At 71.0% G+C, this 20,030-nt stretch carries 15 protein-coding genes; 4 read left to right on the forward strand and 11 right to left on the reverse strand.

What is annotated here, in order from left to right; translation table 11 throughout:
• Positions 1-38 precede the first annotated feature (38 nt).
• Entirely contained in the window at positions 39-575 is a 537-nt protein-coding gene (locus tag ACZ7M3_RS08515; protein ID WP_355621233.1) for a DoxX family protein, read from the reverse strand.
• 237 nt (positions 576-812) lie between these two features.
• Positions 813-2,117: a hypothetical protein gene (locus tag ACZ7M3_RS08520; RefSeq protein WP_472061767.1), complete on the reverse strand. Its 1,305-nt coding sequence runs from the start codon at positions 2,115-2,117 to the stop codon at positions 813-815.
• A 164-nt stretch (positions 2,118-2,281) separates the two neighbouring features.
• Here ACZ7M3_RS08520 and ACZ7M3_RS08525 point away from each other — a divergent pair, with 164 nt between their 5' ends.
• A complete protein-coding gene (locus ACZ7M3_RS08525; protein ID WP_472061769.1) occupies positions 2,282-3,187 on the forward strand; it encodes a DUF4429 domain-containing protein in 906 nt (301 codons plus the stop codon).
• 17 nt (positions 3,188-3,204) lie between these two features.
• Here the strand turns inward: ACZ7M3_RS08525 and ACZ7M3_RS08530 are convergent, their stop codons facing one another.
• A complete protein-coding gene (locus ACZ7M3_RS08530) occupies positions 3,205-3,999 on the reverse strand; it encodes a class II aldolase/adducin family protein (RefSeq protein WP_472061770.1) in 795 nt (264 codons plus the stop codon).
• Between the two features lie 190 nt (positions 4,000-4,189).
• Between ACZ7M3_RS08530 and ACZ7M3_RS08535 the strand changes: the two genes are divergently transcribed.
• Entirely contained in the window at positions 4,190-4,708 is a 519-nt protein-coding gene (locus ACZ7M3_RS08535) for a pyridoxamine 5'-phosphate oxidase family protein (protein ID WP_472061772.1), read from the forward strand.
• Positions 4,709-4,717: 9 nt separating this feature from the next.
• Here the strand turns inward: ACZ7M3_RS08535 and guaA are convergent, their stop codons facing one another.
• Entirely contained in the window at positions 4,718-6,298 is a 1,581-nt protein-coding gene (guaA, locus tag ACZ7M3_RS08540) for a glutamine-hydrolyzing GMP synthase (RefSeq protein ID WP_351314769.1), read from the reverse strand.
• 510 nt (positions 6,299-6,808) lie between these two features.
• Between guaA and ACZ7M3_RS08545 the strand changes: the two genes are divergently transcribed.
• Positions 6,809-7,132, forward strand: coding sequence for a chorismate mutase (locus tag ACZ7M3_RS08545; RefSeq protein ID WP_282459373.1), 324 nt, complete (start codon positions 6,809-6,811; stop codon positions 7,130-7,132).
• 471 nt (positions 7,133-7,603) lie between these two features.
• On the opposite strand, the gene ACZ7M3_RS08550 is transcribed toward ACZ7M3_RS08545, so the two are convergent.
• Positions 7,604-8,833 carry a hypothetical protein gene (locus tag ACZ7M3_RS08550; protein WP_472061774.1) on the reverse strand — a complete coding sequence of 410 codons (1,230 nt, stop codon included), beginning with the start codon at positions 8,831-8,833 and terminating at the stop codon, positions 7,604-7,606.
• Between the two features lie 223 nt (positions 8,834-9,056).
• On the opposite strand from ACZ7M3_RS08550, the gene ACZ7M3_RS08555 reads away from it, so the two are divergent.
• Positions 9,057-10,031, forward strand: coding sequence for an LAETG motif-containing sortase-dependent surface protein (locus ACZ7M3_RS08555; RefSeq protein WP_472061776.1), 975 nt, complete (start codon positions 9,057-9,059; stop codon positions 10,029-10,031).
• A gap of 97 nt (positions 10,032-10,128) precedes the next feature.
• On the opposite strand, the gene ACZ7M3_RS08560 is transcribed toward ACZ7M3_RS08555, so the two are convergent.
• From ACZ7M3_RS08560 to ACZ7M3_RS08585, 6 genes are all read right to left on the reverse strand, one after another.
• Positions 10,129-11,934: a GMC family oxidoreductase N-terminal domain-containing protein gene (locus tag ACZ7M3_RS08560; RefSeq protein WP_472061778.1), complete on the reverse strand. Its 1,806-nt coding sequence runs from the start codon at positions 11,932-11,934 to the stop codon at positions 10,129-10,131.
• Positions 11,935-12,003: 69 nt separating this feature from the next.
• Positions 12,004-13,641: a succinic semialdehyde dehydrogenase gene (locus tag ACZ7M3_RS08565; RefSeq protein ID WP_358731655.1), complete on the reverse strand. Its 1,638-nt coding sequence runs from the start codon at positions 13,639-13,641 to the stop codon at positions 12,004-12,006.
• A 154-nt stretch (positions 13,642-13,795) separates the two neighbouring features.
• A complete protein-coding gene (locus ACZ7M3_RS08570) occupies positions 13,796-14,392 on the reverse strand; it encodes a Uma2 family endonuclease (protein ID WP_472062196.1) in 597 nt (198 codons plus the stop codon).
• A gap of 275 nt (positions 14,393-14,667) precedes the next feature.
• Entirely contained in the window at positions 14,668-16,311 is a 1,644-nt protein-coding gene (locus ACZ7M3_RS08575) for a serine/threonine-protein kinase (RefSeq protein WP_472061780.1), read from the reverse strand.
• 103 nt (positions 16,312-16,414) lie between these two features.
• Entirely contained in the window at positions 16,415-18,094 is a 1,680-nt protein-coding gene (locus tag ACZ7M3_RS08580; RefSeq protein ID WP_472061782.1) for a serine/threonine-protein kinase, read from the reverse strand.
• A 110-nt stretch (positions 18,095-18,204) separates the two neighbouring features.
• A complete protein-coding gene (locus tag ACZ7M3_RS08585) occupies positions 18,205-19,953 on the reverse strand; it encodes a serine/threonine-protein kinase (RefSeq protein WP_472062198.1) in 1,749 nt (582 codons plus the stop codon).
• Positions 19,954-20,030: the final 77 nt, after the last annotated feature.

Genomic DNA, 20,030 nt, shown 5'->3' on the forward strand with positions numbered 1-20,030 from the left:
GCGCATGCTCTGCGCTGAACTGCCCTGACCCGCGTTGCTCAGTAGCGGAGGTTCCCGGACCGTTGGCCGCGCCTCGCGCGCAAGGCCGCGTCGACGGAGAAGACCGACGCGCCCGCGAGGACCAAGGGCAGCCAGGCCATCAGGTAGGCCAGGTCGTTGCCGTAGTAGTACGGGTCGGAGGCCCAGCTCACCGTCAGCCACAGGCTGAGGGAGATGAGCGCGCCGCCGAGGGCCGCGAGGCGGGCCAGCAGACCGATCAGGGTGCCGATGCCGACGGCCAGTTCACCGAAGGCGATGGCGTAGCCGAAGCCGACGGGGCTCTTCAGGGCGAGGTCGACGAGGGCCGGGATCGCGGAGGAGTCGCGCACATTGCGCATCAGGTCGCCGACCGAGCCGGAGCCGGAGGCGGAGAGGAAGGCGCTGTCGGTGAGTTTGTCGAGGCCGGCGTAGATGAAGGTGACGCCGAGGAAGACGCGCAGGGGCAACAGGGCGTAGCGGGTGGCGGTGTCCCGCCAGTTTCGTCCGCCGCCGTCGAGATGGGGAGTTTGGGTGTCCGACCGCATACCGTGAGTCATCGCTCTCCGCCGCCTCTCGCCACGTGCCGTTGACCCCTCAACAGACCATACGTACGAGAACGGGTATCCGCTCAACGCTCGGGGCCAGTTTTTTTTCGATGGCGCGGGCGCGCCCCCAAGGGCGCGGAAAACCGCGCGAACGGCCCCCACCGGCCCGCAGTCGAACGACTCCGGGAGCCCACCCGCCCGCTCTCGAACTTACTCCGGTGAGGCCCCCGCACGCAGCCGCGGGGTGGTTCAGTCCGTCACCTCGATCAGGCAGCGGTTCGTTTCCACTCCGGCCGCCGTCACCACCTGGACCTCCACCCGGCCGGGTTCCACGTCGACCGGGACCGGCACGGTCAGGACCGCGTCCGTGGGGTTGCTGAAGCCGCCGGGGACCGGCACCAGGGGGACATGGACGTGCACCGCGCCGATGCGGACGACCATGCGGGACAGACGGTCCGCGCTCTGGGCGCCGGGCGGGACGAAACCGGCGCCGCGGATCTCGATGTCGTCGCCGGTGCGGATCGGCGCGTCGAGGTCACCGGCTTCACGGGAGCGGACGACGGAGAGGATGACGGGGCGGCCGCCCTCGGCGTACTTCCCGGCGAGGTAGGTGGCCGCCGAGACGAGGACCAGAAGCGCCAGGCCCCAGGGGAGGTCGGGCAGTTGCTCCGGGCGCCTGGCGAGCCGTACCGCCGCGAAGACCAGGGTGACGGCACCGATGACGACGTACTGGATGTCGGCGAAGCTGCCCCGGCCGGAGTCGTCCGTGAGGAGGTCGGCGGCGCGCGGCCGGTCCGCGCGGACCTTCTGCAGGCGTTGCCCGAGGACCCGTAGGCCCACGACCCGGCGTACCAGCACCGCGATCGCGCAGACGACGGCGACGACGGTCACCACACCGGCACCGCGGGCGAGTTCGAGGCCGGCGATCAGGTCGTCGCGCTTGCCGTGGGCGGAGGCCGCCGCCAGTTGGCCCACGAGCACGAGTACGGCGTAGACGACGAACAGGACCCAGCCGGCGGCCATCGCCCGTGAGGTGGACAGGCGGTTGTCCTCGCCGACGACCGGGGCGAGGGCCCCGCCCCGCGCCCGGTGCAGATAGCCCGCGCCCGTCAGCCCGGCGGCCACCACCAGAGCGGCCAGCAGGCCCGCCGTGCGCGCCGCCGTCCAGCCCGCGCCGATCGCCGTGAGGGCCTGGACGACGAGCAGGGTCAGGACGGCCCCCCACACCGCGTACGCCGTGCGTCGCCACAGGCGTCCCAGCCATGCCTCGCCGTCGACGCGTCCGCGCTCGGCGACCAGGTCGGCGGACTGGGTGAGTTCGTCGGAGACCCACTGCCGGGACGCGGACGCCGAGTGCGCGACGGCGGCGGGCAGTCCCTGTCCCGACGCCAGTTCGTCGCGCTTGGCGAGGAACGCGGCAACGGCGCGCCGGTGCCCCTCGCGCGCGCCATGCGGACAGTCCCCGCAGGTGCAGCCGCCCGTGTGCGCCACCCCCCGTCCCGCACCGAGCCCGCCACCGCGCTCCGAGCCGTGTCTCGCCTCCTGCACCGCCACGCCCGCTGCCGCCTTCCCCGCGCCGAGAGCCGCCTCGCAAGTCTTGCAACTGCCTTGCGATGACAGGGCATTGTGTCGCACGGAACAGTGCTCGCGTCGGGCAGGTCCGGTCAGCGCGAGTGAAGCACCGGACCCCGTGTTGACCCGGCTGCGAGAATTTCCCCATGGCCGAGATCATCCAGCGCGACGGGACCTGGGCCTTCGACGGCAGCACGGTCAGGATCACGCCGGGACTCCATCGCTCCGTGCCGTTGTTCCGGCAGACGTACGGAGAGATCGCCGTTCCCCTGGAGGCGGTTTCGGGCATCGTCTACGAACCCGAACGCAAGCGCGGCAGACTGCGCCTCAGACTCCGTGAGGGTGCCGATCCGCTGCTCCAGGCGACCGGCGGGCGGCTGCCCGACGCGGCGGACCCGTACCGGCTGACGGTCGACATCGACCGTACCGGGGTCGCCGAGTACGTCGCCGAGGAGATCCGGCACGCCCTGCTCCTGGACCAGATCCCCAAGGAGCCGGCGAAGACCTTCCTCCTCGCGGGTCCGCCCGTGCCCGTGTCCGTCCGGTCCAGCGACGGCATCGTCTCCTTCGACGGCGCGCAGGTGCGGATCGACTGGGCGGACACCTCGGACCGGGTCAAGCGGGCCACGGGGCCGCGGATCATCTCCGTCGGGGACCTGGTGCAGGTGGAGTGGCTGCCCAATTCCGGGTACGAGGACGGGTTTCTGCGGTTCGTGACGCGCGAGACGGTGTTCTCCAAGCTGCCGCCGGAGAAGGATCCGTTCGCCCTCGACCTGTGGGGCAGCGCCCGCCGCGACCTGCTCACGGCGCTCGTCGCCGCCGCGGTGACCGCCCGGCTGCCGCATCCGTCCCTCCGGGCGGGCGAGCACGTCGACCGGCCGCCGCAACTCACCACCGCGTCGGGACCGGGACCGGCATCGGTACCGGCCCAGGCCGACCATCACGACGTACTGCTGCGCCGGCTGCGGGAGCTGGGCGAGCTGCACCGCGACGGTGTGCTCACGGACGAGGAGTTCGCGGCGACCAAGGCGGCCGTACTGCGGGGGTTCTAGCCGGTGCGCACCGGCATTCAGCTGAGGAGGTCCGGTGCGCTGCGGCTGATGTCCTGCCACAGCGGCTGGTAGTTGATCCACGCCACCAGGTCGCCGCCGAGCTGCTCCCGGGTCGCGACCGCCTGTTTGTGGTCGATGAGGATCGGGCGGCCCGCGGCCCGTGCGGTCAGCTGGACCTGGCTGGAGCGCTCCATCGACAGGAACCACCAGGCCGCCGCGTCCACCGAGTCGCCCACGGTCAGCAGCCCGTGGTTGCGCAGCACGAGCGCCTTGCGGGTGCCGAGCGCGGAGGCGATCCGGCGGCCCTCCTCGGTGTCCACGGCGACACCGGTGTACGAGTCGTACAGCGCGTGGTCCTCGTAGAAGGCGCAGCTCTCCTGGCTGATCGGGTCGAGCAGGTCACCGAGGGCGGACAGGGCGCGGCCGTGCACGGAGTGGCAGTGCGCGACGGCGACGACGTCGGGGCGGGCGGCGTGGACCTGGGCGTGCACGGTGAACGCCGCCTGGTTCACGTGGTAGCGGCCCTCGATCACCTGCCCGTCCTGGTTGGCCATGACCAGGTCGCTCACGGTGACGTGCTTGAAGGGCATCCCGAAGGGGTTCACCCAGAAGCAGTCGCTGTACTCCGGGTCGCGCGCGGTGATGTGACCGGAGACCCCGTCCTCGAAGCCGAGCTGCCCGAAGATCCGCAGCGCCCCGGCCAACCGCTCCTTGCGATGGCGTCGCTCGTCGTCCAACGAGTCGTACATCGGCGGCATGGCGAACTGCAGCTGGTCGGTGGGCAGGGGCACGGGCGGCGTGGGCCCTTGCATAGGTCCTCCAGCACTGGCGTGTCCGATACGGAGCGGAAGTTACCTCTGGTCGGTGCAGGAGAACAGAGCCGTTCGGTGAAGAGAGTGCGCAACCGTTACGAGAGGGCCGGGGGCCGCGGCCCGAGAGCTCCTGCCGAGCGCTCGCCCATAACCGACAGTAGGTGTCGGGTATGGGCGCCACACTCACCGTATGAGCGCTACCAACGGTCCTACCGAGAGCCCTGCCGCACATGCGAACCCCGCGCGCTGGGGCACCTTCGTCGCCGCCGAACCCTCACTCGCCCAGGCGGTCGAAGAGCGTTTCGGGGCCTTCACGCACCACGTCCTCGCGACCCTCCGCAAGGACGGTTCGCCCCGGACCACCGGCCTTGAGGTGCGTTTCCTGCGCGGCGAGCTGTGGCTCGGCATGATGCCGGACTCGCTCAAGGCACTCGACCTGCGCCGCGACCCGCGCTTCGCGCTCCAGGCGAACCCGGGGCCGGGCACGGCGATGGGGGGCGGGGACGTCCGGATCAGTGGACGGGCCGTCGAGGTCGACGACGGGGCGGTCAAGGCCGCGTACGTGAAAGAGGTGGAACCGCCGGAGCCGTTCCACCTCTTCCGCACCGAGCTGACGGAGGTCGCACGGACCTACGTCGAGGACGACACCTATCTGGTCGTCCAGGTCTGGACGCCCGGAGAGCCGGTGCGGACTCTCAGGCGGACCTGACGGGTGGGACTACTCCCACTCGATCGTGCCCGGGGGCTTGCTCGTGACGTCGAGAACGACTCGGTTGACGTCCGCGACCTCGTTGGTGATGCGGGTCGAGATCTTGGCGAGGACCTCGTACGGGAGGCGGGACCAGTCGGCGGTCATCGCGTCCTCGGAGGAGACGGGGCGCAGCACGATCGGGTGGCCGTACGTGCGGCCGTCGCCCTGGACGCCCACGCTGCGGACGTCCGCGAGCAGGACCACCGGGCACTGCCAGATGTCACGGTCCAGGCCGGCCGCCGTGAGCTCCTCGCGGGCGATGGCGTCCGCCTCGCGGAGCAGGTCGAGCCGCTCCTTCGTCACCTCGCCGACGATCCGGATGCCGAGGCCCGGGCCCGGGAAGGGCTGGCGCTGGACGATCTCGTCGGGGAGACCGAGCTCCTGCCCGACCATCCGGACCTCGTCCTTGAACAGCTTGCGCAGCGGCTCGACGAGCTCGAACTCGAGGTCCTCGGGGAGGCCGCCCACGTTGTGGTGGGACTTGATGTTGGCCGTGCCGGTGCCGCCACCGGACTCGACCACGTCCGGGTAGAGCGTGCCCTGGACCAGGAAGGCGACGTCCTCGCCCTCCGCGGCCTCGGCGATGATCTCCGCCTGGGCCTGCTCGAAGACCCGGATGAACTCCCGGCCGATGATCTTCCGCTTCTCCTCGGGGTCCGAGACGCCCTTGAGCGCGCCGAGGAACCGCTCCTGCGCGTCCACGACCTTCAGCTGTACGCCGGTCGCGGCCACGAAGTCCTTCTCGACCTGCTCGGTCTCGCCCTTGCGCATCAGGCCGTGGTCGACGTACACGCAGGTCAGCTGGGAGCCGATGGCCTTCTGTACGAGGGCGGCGGCGACGGCGGAGTCCACGCCGCCGGAGAGGCCGCAGATGGCGCGCTTGTCGCCGACCTGCTCGCGGATGAGGGCGACCTGCTCGTCGATGACGTTGCCGGTCGTCCAGTTCGGCGTGAGGCCCGCGCCGCGGTACAGGAAGTGCTCGAGCACCTGCTGGCCGTGCGTGGAGTGCATGACCTCAGGGTGGTGCTGGACGCCGTACAGCTTCTTCTCGTCGTTCTCGAAGGCCGCGACCGGGACGACGTCCGTGGACGCCGTGACGGTGAAGCCCTCGGGGGCGGCGCTGCACGCGTCGCCGTGCGACATCCACACCGACTGCTCGTCCGGGGTGCCTTCGAAGAGGGTCGATCCGGACTTGGAGACGTGCAGGGGCGTACGGCCGTACTCGCGGGCGCCGGTGTTGTCGACCGTGCCGCCGAGGGTCGTCGCCATCAGCTGGAAGCCGTAGCACATGCCGAAGACGGGGACGCCGGACTCGAAGATCGCTCGGTCGAGGCGGGGGGCGCTCTCGGCGTACACCGACGAGGGGCCTCCGGAGAGGATGATCGCCGCCGGGTTCTTGGCGAGCATCTCCTGGACCGGCATGGTGCTCGGCACGATCTCGCTGTAGACCCGGGCCTCGCGGACACGGCGGGCGATGAGCTGGGCGTACTGCGCACCGAAGTCGACGACCAGGACGGTGTCGGGGGCGGCGGGGGACGCTTCTGGCACGGTTTGCCTTCCGGCGGTGAGCAGGGGGTGTGGGGTATCGAGTCTACCGGGGGTCCACGCGAGCATGCCTGCACCGGGTTCTCCGCCCCCGCCGCCCCTACCCGACCCATCCCGACTCGGGGGCTCCGCCCCCAAACCCCCGATCGGCCTGAACGGCCTCGTCCTCAAACGCCGGACGGGCTGAAAGATGCACGCCAGCGCCCTCAAGGGGCGCGGGGAACTGCGCGACCAGCCCCCACCGGGCCCGCAGGGCAAACCAACCAGGCGGGCGGGGGACGCGGGGCGAAGCCCCGTCCGCCCGTGGTCGGGTCCGAGTCTCAGTATCCGAACCCGCTTGGACGTGGCACGGCCCTGTGGGCATACTGCTTGCATGCTCACGCAGGCGACCTTCCTGTTTACCTATGGCAACCGGCCCACCGGCTGCCATGGTCGTGCTGCTTGAGCAACTGACGAGCGACTTCCCAGGCGCCCCGGGCCGACAAGGCCCGGGGCGCCTGTCGTTTCCGGGTCCTGCCGATCCGGGGCACCTCATCCCAAGAGGAGCCCACCATGGCCGACGTACTCGACAAGACCGGCGCCCGTACCGACGAGGCCGCAGACGTGATCACCGGCGCCCGCGAACGCATCGACGCCCTCGACGACCGGATCATCGGCCTCGTCCAGGAACGGATGGCCGTGTCGAAGGTGATCCAGGAGGCCCGGATCGAGTCCGGTGGCCGCCGGGTGAACCTCTCGCGCGAGATGGAGATCCTCGCCCACTTCAGGGACGCGCTCGGCAAGCCCGGCACCTCACTCGCCATGACGCTGCTGGAACTGTGCCGCGGCCGCGTCTGACCCCGTACGCGACGTACGCACGTACGCATGCCCTCTCACCCGTACGGCGCGTGACCGGGGCGCCGCGGACTTCGTTGGTCCCGGTGTCCGTGCCAGCCAGGGGCGGGCCCGAAAGAACCACGCGTGGCTCCACTGGGGCGATGAGACGTACGGATCATGCCGTACGTCGTGGGACCTCGTCCCAGGGGTGTGACCGGACGGCAGGGGACAGCAGCCCGGTCACTCAAGAGAACGGTCGGCTCCGGGGACGCCCGGGGCCGTCCGGCGGAATCTGTTCCACGGTCCCAAGTCCCGTACACCGTGTCCGTACTCCCCGTACCCCCGTGTCCGTACCAAGACCCGCGGCGCACCCCCCCCGGCGCCGCTCCCCAAGCACCGGCGCTGCCCTGACGTCGGTGCTGGCGAAGAAGGGCCCCGCGGTCTCCGTCCCGCGGGGCCCTTCGCACGCCCGTCAGCTCCCATCGGGTCCCGTCAGGTGCGGGACACCGTGCCGCACGACTCCGTGCCGGAGTGCGCGATGTCCCGGCTGCGGTCGTACGGGTCGGTCGTGGGCCCCGTCGGAGGCGCGCCCGTGGGGGCGGCCGAGTCGAACTGGGGGTGCAGGAAACCGTCGTAGACGTCGCAGGCGGTGTTGCCGAGGTCCTGGTCGTACCGGGTGATCGACAGCTTGCCGGGAGTGGCCTGGTACTTCCTCGGGTCGAGGAGTTCGAGGTCGAGGACGCGGCGCACGATGGTGCGGGCCACCTCGGTCGAGCCCCCGCCTGACGCCTCGGTCGGCGCCCCCGACGTCTCCGTGGCCCCCGTCGCCTTCGATGCCTGGTCCGCCTGGATCAGGGGGTAGACGAACGTGTAGTCCATGTGGATGGCGACGGACGCGTGTGCGCCCGCCTTGAACGTCATCCGGCCACGGACCTTGACCACATCCCCGGCCGGCCGCACCTCGGCCGGGTCGAACCGGCTGAAGAGCATCAGCGGATCGTGCTTCTTGCCCGGCGCGCGCAGCCAGCTGTTCACGTCGTCGAGCATGCGGGGCTGCTTCGGGTCGAGGAGCGCGAGCACGCTCTCGGGGCGCTCGCCACGCAGGGTCCCCGGGTTCAGGTTCGCGCCGACGAGCAGGGCCTTCGCCTGCTTCAGGGCCGCGGCCACCTGCGCACTCGTGAACGTACCGACCGGCTTCGCCTTCGGTACGACGATGGCGGCGGCGCCATCGGCCCAGCGCTCGGCGGGCGAGCCGGCGAACGGCCTGTCGAGGGTGGGCGTGTCGGGCGCGGCGCTGGAGGGAGCGGCGGTCGGAGGCGCGGTCTCGGCGGGCAGCGCGGCGGCGGACGCACCCCCGGACGGCGTACCGGACGACGTGCCGAAGGGGTCGCCGGGCAGCAGCGAGGGCTTGACCGCCACCAGCGCCACGGCGATCGCGACGGGCACGCCGAGGATCGCCCACAGCCGGCGCCGACGGGACGCCCGCCCGTCCATCTCCCGCCAGGCCGGACCCGTTCGCCACCCCTCCGGCTGGGCGCCCTTGGCGTCCTTCTGCCGGAGCCGTTCGGTCACCATGCGCGCCCGGGCGGACGGCTCCTTCGGCGCCGAACTGCGGATGTCACGTTCGGTGTCGCGGGCGAACCGCTCCCACACGTCGTCGGGGACGGAGGGTTGCTCGAACTCCCCGGACTCCCCCGCCCCTTCGGGCTGCTTGTCAGACACGAGGATCAGTTCTAAGTGGATCGAAAGCCTGTACACAAGGCAGATCCGTGCAGATCCGTGTGTGACACAGCCCACATAAGAATTCCGTGAGTGAAGGTACAACCGTTCACAGGTTTCGCGGGTCACACCTGCAGAACCAACGGCCACACCCGCGCCCCACACGCGGAGGCCTCATCCCATACGAGTACCGTGACGACGCGGTACCGGACTTTCCGAGGTCTTCATGAAGCTTCGCCGTGCCATGGCCCTGGCGGCCGCAACGGCAGCAATAGCCCCTCTGGCGCTGCTTTCGGCGCCGGCCGCGTTCGCGGAGGAGACCCCCTCCCCCACCGCGACGGTGTCCGAGACCGCGAGCGAGCCCGCGTCGGCGACCCCGACCGAGACCACTCCCGCGCCCTCCGAGACCCCGTCCGCGTCGGCGACCGAGACCACTCCGACGCCGAGCGCCACCGCCACCACCTCGACCTCCGCGACCCCCGCGCCGAGCACCACGTCGCCGGAGCCGTCCGACACGCCGGAGCCCGAGCCGTCCGAGTGCCAGGACTCCAAGGTCGACGTCTCCATCTCCGGCCTGCCCGGCAAGATCGCGGCGGGCAGTGGTTGGCACAAGTTCTCCCTGAACGTGCTCAACAACTCCAAGTCCACTCTGAACGAGCTCGGCTTCTTCGCCGGCGCGTCCTCCGACAAGGCGGGCGACGACCTCTTCCAGAGCAAGAAGGTCCAGCTCCAGGCGTACAACGAGGACACCAAGGCCTGGGAGGACGTCGACTCCGAGGGTTACGCGGTCGGTTTCGTCGGCTACACCGACGAGCTGAAGCCCGACTACGAGGTCGACATCCCGCTCCGTATCAACGTGAAGTCCAGCGCCCCGGTCGGCGCCGGCTTCTCGCTCGGCGCCAGCATCTACGGCGACGCGGACGGCCAGTGCACCGGCTTCGGCGAGGTCGCGTACAAGTTCCAGATCGTCTCCTCGGGTACCGACACCGATGGCACCAAGCCGCAGGAAGGCGGCAAGGTTCCGGTCTCGGACAAGCCGGCCGACAAGGGCAACACGCCTGAGGTCAACGGCAGCCTCGCCGAGACCGGCTCCAGCTCCGCCCTGCCGATGATCGCGCTTGCCGGTGGCATCGCCGTCGTCGCCGGTGCGGGTGCGGTGTTCGTGGTGCGTCGCCGCAAGTCGGGCGACGCCACCGCGTAAGCAGCCAGTGGGCCAGTAGGTACGGATAGAGCTACAGCTACGAGAAGGACCCGCACTCGGAGGGGGGTGCGGGTCCTTCTCGTATCCGGAGACGGAGTTACGGTTTCGGCGGCACCGTAGGCATCCCCAGGAACGGCAGTCGCAGCGCGCCGAAGGCGTCCGCGGGCACCGCCGGGTCGCGGGGCTCGACCGGCTTCAGACGCTCGTACGCCGCTCCCGGCGCCGGACGCGGGTCCGCCTCGCCCTTGTTGGGCCAGTACGACATCGCGCGTTCGGCCTGGGCGGTGATGGTGAGCGACGGATTCACCCCGAGGTTCGCGGAGACCGCGGCGCCGTCGACCACGGAGATGCCCGGGTGGCCGTACAGCCGGTGGTACGGGTCGATCACGCCGGTCTCCCGGGAGTCGCCGATCGGGCAGCCGCCCAGGAAGTGCGCGGTCAGCGGCGTCCCCATCAGCTCGCCCACGTTGCTGCCCGCGAACCCGTTGATCTCCGCCGCGACGGCGGACGCGGCCTCGGACGCGGCCCTGATCTGCTTGGGGTTGGGCGCGCCGTGACCCTGCCGGGCCGTCAGCAGACCCTTCCCCGCGCCCTTCGGCTTCAGGTAGGTCGTCAGGGAGTTGTCCAGCGACTGCATCACCAGACCGATGATGGTCCGCTCCGACCAGCGGCGGTTGGAGAGCGAGCGGAGCACGAGGAGCGGGTGCTTCGCCGCGTTCACCAGCCATCCCGCCACCCTCGACGAGCCCTCCGCGTACGGGACCTGGAGGATGGACAGGCCGCCCATGGCGTTCGAGCCCTTGCCGTAGCGGACGGGCTCGATGTGAGTGTTCGCGTCCGGGTGGATCGAGGAGGTGATGGCGACACCCTGGGTGAAGTCGGCCTTGGGCGTGCCGTGCGCCTTGCGGTAGCGGCGGTTGTCGGTCTGCGCGCCCACCAGCGCCTCCGAGTTGGTGCGGGTCAGCTCGCCCAGCCTCGGGGAGAGGTACGGCAGTTGGCCGCCCGCCTTCATCCGGTGCAGCAGTGTCTGCGTGCCGTAGGTACCCGCGGCGATGACGACCCTGCGCGCCTTGAGCGTCCGCCCTGCGCCCTTGCGTTTCTCGTCCGTGGGCAGGGTGGCGACGGCGTATCCGCCCCGCGAGTCGTCGGTGACGGACACGACGGTGGTCATCGGGTGCACGACCGCGCCCGCCTTCTCCGCCAGGTACAGGTAGTTCTCGTTGAGGGTGTTCTTCGCGCCGTGCCGGCAGCCGGTCATGCACTCGCCGCACTCGGTGCACGCCTTGCGGGCGGGTCCGGCGCCCCCGAAGTAGGGGTCCTCCACCTCACCGCCGGGCCCGGCCTTCGCCGCGCCGTCCGCGTCCTGCCCGTCGCCGAAGAAGACGCCGACCGGCGCCATGTGGAAGGTGTCACCGACGCCCATCCGCTGCGCGGCCGCCTTGAGATGGACGTCGGAGGGGGTCATCGTCGGGTTGAGCCGCACGCCGAGCATGCGGCGGGCCTGGTCGTAGTACGGCTTCAGCTCCGCCTGCCAGTCGGTGATGTCCTTCCACTGCGGGTCGTCGAAGAAGGCCTTCGGCGGTACGTAGAGGGTGTTGGCGTAGTTCAGGGAGCCGCCGCCGACTCCGGCGCCCGCCAGCACCATGACGTTGCCCAGCAGATGGATGCGCTGGATGCCGTACATGCCGAGCGCCGGCGCCCACAGGTAGTTCTTGATGTCCCAGGAGTTCTTGGGCAGCGCGTCACGGGTGAAGCGACGGCCCGCTTCCAACACGCCTACGCGGTAGCCCTTTTCGGTGAGCCTGAGGGCCGTGACCGAGCCGCCGAAGCCGGAGCCGACGACGATGACGTCGTAGTCGTAAGCGGTGTCGTCCGGGTTGTGGACGGAGTTCTCCTGTGACACGTGCTGCTCTCCTCATTGAGAACGTGGTGCGGCCTGACGGAGCCCTTGGCGGAGCCCACGGCGGGGCCCTTATCGCAGCCGGAGCGCCTTCATCACCCTCAGGCTGCGGCTCATGAACTGCGCGTACTTCTCGTCGTCCATGCCGAGCGAGGGCGCCATCGGCAGCAGCCGCTGCTGGGCGACGGTCTGTGCCTCGGTGTACTTGAGGATGCCCTCGGAGCCGTGCCGGCGGCCGAGGCCGGAGTCCTTCATGCCGCCCATCGGCGACTGGACACTGCCGTATGCGGGCGCGTATCCCTCGTTGACGTTGACCGTGCCGGTGCGCAGCCGCGCCGCGACCGCGCGTCCGCGCCGCCCGTCCTTCGTCCAGACGGAGGAGTTGAGGCCGTACGACGTGGAGTTGGCGAGCTCGACGACCTCGTCGTCCGTCTTGAAGCGGTAGAGGGAGACGACGGGCCCGAAGGTCTCCTCGTTGCAGACGGCCATGGGGGCTTCCACGCCGTCGAGGATGGTGGGCTCGAAGAAGTAGGGGCCGATGTCGGGGCGGGCGACGCCACCGGCGACGACCTTCGCGCCCTTCGCGACCGCCTCCTCCACATGCCGGGTCACGGTCTCCAGCTGCCGCTCCCCCACCAGCGAGCCCATGTCGGCGCCGTAGGCGAGGGAGGTGCCGAGCCGCATGGCCTTGGTCCGGGCGGCGAAGCGCTCCGCGAACGCGTCGGCGACGGACTCGTGGACGTACAACCGCTCGATGGAGATGCAGAGCTGGCCTGCGGAGGAGAAGCAGGCGCGGACGGCGCCCGCGGCGGCCTTGTCGATGTCGGCGTCCTCCAGGACCACCATCGCGTTCTTGCCGCCGAGTTCGAGGGAGACGCCGACGAGCCGGGCGGCGGCACCCTGGGCGACCTCGCGGCCGGTCCGGGTGGACCCGGTGAAGGAGACGTAGTCGGCGTGCTTGACGACCTCCGGCCCGACGACCGGACCGTCCCCGATGACGACCTGGAAGACCTCGGCGGGCAGCCCGGCCTCGACGAGCAGGTCGCGCGCCCACAGGGCGGTGAGGCAGGTCTCGGTGTCCGGCTTCATCACGACCGCGTTGCCCGCGACGAAGGCCGGGAGCGCGTCGCCGACGGAGAGTTCGAGGGGGTAGTTCCAGGGCGCGATCTGGCCCACGACACCGCGCGGGTGGCGCAGTTCGGTGACCTTGGTGAGGGTGGGCATGGCCCCGGCGTGCCGCTTGGGGCGGAGGTAGGCGGGAGCCTTCCTGCCGTAGTGGCGGGCGGCCACAACGACGGCCTGCACCTCTTCGTGCGCGTGCAGCCGGGCCTTGCCGGTCTCCAGCTGGATGAGGTCGAGCACCTCGGCCTGGCGGGCGAGCACCAGGTCGTGGAAGCGGAGCAGGACGGCGGCGCGCTGCCGTACGGGCGTGGCACCCCAGGCGACCTGCGCCTTACGGGCCCGCTCGAAGGCCTCCTGTACGTCCTCGGGGGTGGACTCGGGCAGGTCGGCCAGCTTCTCGCCGGTGAACGGGGTGTGGTTGGCGGTCCGCCCGGAGCCGACGACACCCTTGGTGAGCTGCGCGACCAGCTCGGGCGTGACCACGTCGGCGGCGGTGCGGGCGCCCACGGGGGCGGGGGCGAGGGGGTTGGTGCCGGTCTTTTCCGACTTGACCGTGCCGGTGATTTCCGAGGCCTGCGAGTCCGTCATGAGGCGCAGCGTATGACGGAGCGGGGGCTTTGGGTACCCGTTGGTAACCCGCTTTCACCGACTGCACACACCGCGCCAGTGGGCACTGGCAGGGAACGCCCTGATCAGGGCGTTGTTCAAGCAGCCGGTCTCGATTCGGGGCCGATCAGGTTGGTCACTTCTCCGCGTCCGCGCCACCCGCGAACTCCGAGGTGTCGAGCTCGAAGTCGAAAGGCGGGGGAACATGCAGGGACGCACCGAAGGTGACCGTCGTCCGCGACCGATAGCCCTTCGGGGAGGGGTCCCAGAACGCGGTGATCTCCCCGACCTGCATGTCCAGCACCAGATACACGGGGACGACGCGCCCGTACGTGTCCAGCTTGTCGAGCCAGTCGGCGTCCTTGGTGGAAGCGGAGGTCAGCTCCGCGACGAGGGAGAGCGCGGCACCGTCGGCGTGCCGGCCTTCGGCTTCGAAGGCGGTTTCGTCGGCTACGTGGAGGTCGGGACCGAGCCCGCGCTCGGAACCGGGGAACGTGAAGAGAAACGGCGCCACATCCACGTCGTGCCCCTCCGGCGCATGCGGCTCGAGCTGGAGGCGCAGCGACTTCATCACCTTCTTGTAGCGCAGCTTCGACCACGGCGACACGACGATCTTCCCCCGGATGAGTTCGGCCTTGTAACCCTCAGGCGTGTCCAGCTCCTCGACGGTCCGAAGCATGTCCCCAAAGACTCCGGCCGAAGGAGCGTCTATGGCCGCCGGACGCTCGCTCATGATGGTCACCGCGGTCCTCCACCGATTACAGGGCGTGTCGCCCCTCTACGGTAGCGCCGCGCGGACTACGCCGCTCGTAACCGTGGGCCTTCACGCCGCAGAGGTCGTCGCCGAGCGGGTAGCCACCCCAAGCTTCCACGTAATGGCATACGAGGAACAGTCCGCGCCCGCCGTCCGCCTCGGCGGGAACGGTGCGGAGCGGACCGGAAGACGGCATCCCCGCCGAGCTCATCAAGGCCCAGGCCGGCAAGCACGCCTGACCCCTCGTCGCCCCTCTACAACTGGTCGATGTCCAGGTTCGCGATCGCCGTCCTGGCGACTTCACGGCCGCGTGTCGTGAAGTCGCCCTTGCCCGGATAGCTGATCGTGAACTTGTACATGTCGCCCTTGGACGTCTTGTAGTAGAAGATCTTCACCTCGCGCGGGCGCGGGTTCTGGCTGTCGGTGGTCGTGTAGGCGACGGTGTTCTCGGCGGACTGCCTGCCGTGGTACTTCGATTCCTCCGGGTCCGTCCGCGGGGACTCGGGCATGCTCAGCTGGTACGCGCCGCTGCCCTTGAAGTCGTCGTTGTCGGCGTACATCTCGGCGGCCGAGGAGTCCTTGATCCGGTGGCTCGTGTCCTCGGACTTCTTGATCAGGGTCAGGCCGATCCAGATGCTGCCGCTCCAGTCGGTGTACGTGACCCAGTGCCCCTTGTCCGACGTCCGGTCCGGCGTCGATCTCTGGTAGCCCGCGGGTACCGCCAGTGTCGCGGCGACGTCCGTGTCGTGGTGCTTCTTCCAACCGTCGGACAGTGGCCCCGCGAACGGGTTCGCGAACACCAGGTACGCCGCCACCGCCGCCGCGACGACCACCGCGCCGAGGCCGATGAACAGGGGCGTGCGGCGCACGCGCAGACCCTTGCCGCCCGGACCCGCGATCTGCACCACCTGCGTCGGCTCCGGGGCGGGTGGCTCCGCGGCCTGCTCCAGCATCCGTCGGACCCGGTCCGCGCCGGGGCGGCGGGAGGGGTCCTTGTCCAGGAGCCCGTTGATGGCCTCCGCCAGCGGACCCCGCGCCGACGCGGGCGGCGCCGGGGTGGAGTTGAGGACCGACTGGAGCGTCGCGGGCGTGTTGCTGCGGCGGAAGGGCGACACGCCCTCCGTGGCCGCGTACAGGACGACACCGAGCGACCAGAGGTCGCAGGCCGGGCCCGGACGCTGGCCGAGCACCCGTTCCGGCGCGATGTACTCGGGCGACCCGACGAAACCGCCCGTGGCCGTCAGATTCGTCTCCCCCTCGATCTGCGCGATGCCGAAGTCGGTGAGGACGACCCGGCCGTGCGGGCCGAGCAGCACGTTGTCGGGCTTGACGTCCCGGTGCAGGATGCCCGCCTCGTGCGCCGCCTCCAGCGCGCCGAGCACCTCAAGACCGATCCGCGCCGCCTCACGCACCCTGAGCGTGCCCTCCTGGAGGGCGGCGCCCAGCGAACGGCCCCGCACCAGCTCCATGACGATCCAGGGCTGTCCGTCCACGACCGCGACGTCGTGGACGTTCACCACCGCCGGGTGGTCGAGCCGGGCCGCGGCGCGCGCCTCGCGACGCATCCGCTCGAAGACATTGGCGCGTTCACGCTCGGGAAGGTGGTCCGGGACGCGGGGTTCCTTGACGGCGACCTCACGGTCCACCGTCTCGTCCTTGGCCCGCCAGACCGTCCCCATCCCACCGTGCCCGAGCTTGCCGAGCAGCCGGTAGCGGCCCGCGATGAGCCGCCCGGTGCCGGGGTCGCGATCGGGATCGGGCGCGGGGTTGGGCGCGGACGTGGGCACTGGACCGGGCGCGGGCTCGGCCGTCGGCTCCGGGGTGACCCGGGTCGGCGGTTGCAGAACGAAACTCGTCGGCTCGTCGGCCCCGTAAGGGACTCCCCCGTTGTTCCTCATGGGTCCATCCCTATCGCGGCACGCTCTCCGGCATCCAGACCCGTCGCGCACCGGTCACAGACCCGTGACGCGGGCCGTCCCTTATCTCCCGTATATCTCCCGTCTACGGGGCCACGAAGGTGTCCAACGCCACGTCGAAGTACTCCTTCGCCTGCGTCACCTTGCCGACCGGCGCCGACACCCACACGTCGTACATCCGGCCGCCTTCCTCCCAGCAGAGGTCGTACGTGTGCCGCGCGCCCTCCGCCTTGGTGAAGCCGTTCCAGGTGAACTCCCAGAGCGCGGCGGGCTGTCCGTCGTGCGTGGTCGAGGTGACGGTGCCGTCGTGGTAGCCCGGGTTCGTGGACGCCCCGTCGGCGTCGGCGCGCCGCATCACCGCGAGCGGGCCGCCCGCCTCGGGGTCGGTCGCCTTGATGCCGAGGCGGAAGGTCTGGCCCGGCGAGAGGTAGAAGATCCGCTCGCCCTCCGGATCGCGGGTGAAGCCGTCCGGCACGGCGAGCGAGAACCCGTCCGGGTCATGGACCGTCCGGTAGCCCGAGGGCGCCGGACCGGAGGCGGCGGTCGGCTTCTGCTGCCGGGTGACGGTGACCGTGGGGGCGGCGCTCGGTGAGGCCGAAGACCCCGGCGCCCCAGGCACGCTCGGGGAGTGCGACGCGCTCACGGACGTGCCCGGCGCCGAACTGGCGGACGGCGTCGACGTACCGCCTCCGCCGCCGCCCCCGCCGTGGTTCACCAGCAGCACCGCCGACACGCCCGCCCCGGCCGCGGCGGCGACCAGCACCGCGACGACGAGCATGGTCCGCGCCGACCGCTTCGGAGCACGGTCGGGCGCGACGGCAGGCGGAGGAACAGGTGGTGGGGAACGGTGCGCGGCCTGCTGGACGGGTGACTTCCGCTTCGGTACGTCCCGTTGCGTGGGCGTGTAGCCGGCCGACACGGCCCGCGGCGTACGGCCCGTCTCCAGGAACGCCCTGAGCAGCCGCTCCGCCTCCACCGCGTCGAGTCGCCGCTCCGGATCGCGCTCCAGCAGCCCCCGTACGACGGGCAGCAGGGGCGCGGCCTGCGCGGGCGGGCGGATCTCGTCCATGACGACGGCGTGCAGGATGCCGCCCAACGAGTCACGGCGGAAGGGCGATTCACCGCTCAGGACCGTGCAGAGCAGCGCCCCGAGCGACCACAGATCGGACTCGGGGCCGGTCCTGACCCCGGACATCCGCTCGGGCGCGGTGTACTCGGGCGAGCCGACGAACGACCCGCTCTCGGTGAGTGTCGTGGCGCCCGCGACCTGGGCGATGCCGAAGTCGGTGAGCACGACACGGTCGGTACCCGCCTCCATCAGGACGTTGGCGGGCTTGAGGTCACGATGCAGGACACCCGCCTCGTGCGCGCGGCGCAGCGCGCCGAGCAGGGCGAGGCCGATCCGGGCGGCCTCGGGCGCGTCGACAGGACCGTCGGCGGAGATCTTCTCGGCGAGCGAGCCGCCGTCGATCAGCTCCATCACGATGTACGGCCGTTCGTCCTCCTCGACCACGTCGTGCACGACGATGATGTGCGGGTGGTGCAGCTGGGCGACCGCGCGGGCCTCACGCAGGGTGCGGTCGCGCTGCGTCCGGGCCTCGTCGTCGGAGAGCGAGTCGTCGAGGGCGAGTTCCTTCACCGCGACCTGCCGGGCGAGCAGCTGGTCGGTGGCGCGCCAGACGACGCCCATGCCGCCCCGGCCGATCCTGGCCTCCAGCCGGTAACGGCCGCCGATCACACGGACGTTCTCCCCCTCGGTCCCCATACGCCCCATCATGCCGCACCGGACGGATGCGCTCCGGGCCCCGGACCGCGCGATGGCTGTTATCCGGCCTCGTCAGACCGGTTGCGACCAGTTCGTGTCCGTCCGGCCCGTCAGGTCTTGGGGAGCCAGCTGCGGAGAATCACGTCGAACTGCCGGCGCGCCGTGTCCCAGTCCGCCGCGGGCGAGGACATGTAGATCGCGTACTCGACACCCTCGCGGCTGAGGTACGTCTGCTCGATCGCCCGCCGCTTGCCGGGGAACGGCGTCTGCTTCTGCAGCGCGGTCCAGGTGAAGTCCCACAGGGAGCCCGGGCAGTCGCGGAACGTGTTGGACTGCAGAAGCACCTGGTGGTAGTCGGCCAGCTTGGTCAACTGCTGTCCCAGGTCCTGCTGGTGTGCGTACGGGGTGGGGAAGTCCGGGGAGTCGTCGATGGCGATGCGGACGAAGTGCTTGCCGCCGTCGGGCGTGTAGTCGACCTGGTTGCCGTTGGCCTGCCGCTGCCAGGTCTTGTCGGGCAGGGAGATGGTGAAGCCCTCGACGTCGTCCCGCTGCACCCAGGTGTCGGGCACGGCGCCGGACGGCTCCTGGGTGCCCGAAGTCGCGGTCGGGGTGCTCCCGGGCTTGGTGGTGCCGGAATTCGCGCTGCCGGACGAGGCACTGTTGCGGGTGTCGTTCGTCCGTGCGCCGTTCACATAGTGCATGGCCACGGCGCTGCCACCGCCGATCAGGGCGGCGAGTACGACGACGAGGGCGATCGTACGACCGCGGCGCCGTCTCCCGGACGCGCCCCCGGTGCCGGTGCCGTCGCCCAGGGGCCCGGGCACCGGCGCGTGAAGCGTCGGTGTCGCCCCGTGCGCGCCCGATCCGTGCGCCACGGACCCGTGCGACGCCGTCTCGTGCGCCCCCGGTCCGTGGGGCGCGGCGCCGTGCGATCCCGTCCCATGGGGCGCCGTCCCGTAGGGCGCCACCCGCTGCGCGCCCATCCCCATGGTGCCCGTGTCCACGTGCTGCTGCGTCGGCACATACGCCTGCGCCGTACTCGGCCTGCGCCCCTCCGCGGCCTCGGCGAGCATCTGCTCGGCCTCCTCCGCACCGGGCCGCACGGCCGGGTCCTTGTTCAGCAGCGCGGTGATGACGGGCCCGAGCGGACCGGCGTGCTGCGGCGGCGCGGGCTCCTCGTCGACCACGGCCTGCATGGTGGTCAGCGGCGAGGTCCGCCGGAACGGCGACCGCCCCTCCACCGCCGTGTACAGCGTCGCGCCGAGCGCCCACAGGTCGGCGGACGGGCCGGGGTCGTGCCCGCGCACCCGCTCGGGCGCCAGGTAGTCGACCGAGCCGACGATCTCGCCGGTACGCGTGATGGTCGTGTCGCCCTCGACCTGCGCGATCCCGAAGTCGGTGAGCAGCACCCGTCGGTCGGAGGACAGCAGTACGTTCCCGGGCTTCACGTCACGGTGCAGCACGCCGGCGGAGTGCGCGGCGCGCAGGGCGCGCAGCACCCACATCCCGATCCGCGCCGCCTCGGTCGGTTCGACGCGCCCCTTCTCCTTGACCTCGTCGGCCAGTGAGTTGCCCTCGACCAGCTCCATGACGATCCAGGGCCGGTTGTCGTGATCCAGGACATCGTGCACGGTGACGACGGCCGAGTGGTTGATCCGGGCGGCGGCCCGCGCCTCGGCGTGGGTGCGCGCCAACAGCACGGCCCGGTCACTCTCCGTCACATACAGCGCGGCCGTCAGCTCCTTGACCGCGACGGCACGGTGCAGCACCTCGTCGTGCGCACGCCACACGCGGCCCATGCCACCGCTGCCGATGGATTCGACAAGTCGGTAGCGGCCCGAGAGGAGCAGGCCCTGCATCTGATTCACGTTTCCCCGCAATGGTATTGACAGGGTCAGACTAAAGAGCGGTCCCCGCGCAGGGAACCGGCGGGGTC

The sequence above is a fragment of the Streptomyces sp. NPDC111656 genome (assembly GCF_055656965.1).

Bases quoted from the DNA above. Each gene is read 5' to 3' on its own strand.
- ACZ7M3_RS08570 (WP_472062196.1), bottom strand. From the start codon at position 14,392: ATGAGCGAGCGTCCGGCGGCCATAGACGCTCCTTCGGCCGGAGTCTTT.
- ACZ7M3_RS08585 (WP_472062198.1), bottom strand. From the start codon at position 19,953: ATGCAGGGCCTGCTCCTCTCGGGCCGCTACCGACTTGTCGAATCCATC.
- ACZ7M3_RS08575 (WP_472061780.1), bottom strand. From the start codon at position 16,311: ATGAGGAACAACGGGGGAGTCCCTTACGGGGCCGACGAGCCGACGAGT.
- ACZ7M3_RS08515 (WP_355621233.1), bottom strand. From the start codon at position 575: ATGACTCACGGTATGCGGTCGGACACCCAAACTCCCCATCTCGACGGC.
- ACZ7M3_RS08555 (WP_472061776.1), top strand. From the start codon at position 9,057: ATGAAGCTTCGCCGTGCCATGGCCCTGGCGGCCGCAACGGCAGCAATA.
- ACZ7M3_RS08580 (WP_472061782.1), bottom strand. From the start codon at position 18,094: ATGGGGACCGAGGGGGAGAACGTCCGTGTGATCGGCGGCCGTTACCGG.
- ACZ7M3_RS08530 (WP_472061770.1), bottom strand. From the start codon at position 3,999: ATGCAAGGGCCCACGCCGCCCGTGCCCCTGCCCACCGACCAGCTGCAG.
- ACZ7M3_RS08525 (WP_472061769.1), top strand. From the start codon at position 2,282: ATGGCCGAGATCATCCAGCGCGACGGGACCTGGGCCTTCGACGGCAGC.
- ACZ7M3_RS08565 (WP_358731655.1), bottom strand. From the start codon at position 13,641: ATGACGGACTCGCAGGCCTCGGAAATCACCGGCACGGTCAAGTCGGAA.
- ACZ7M3_RS08535 (WP_472061772.1), top strand. From the start codon at position 4,190: ATGAGCGCTACCAACGGTCCTACCGAGAGCCCTGCCGCACATGCGAAC.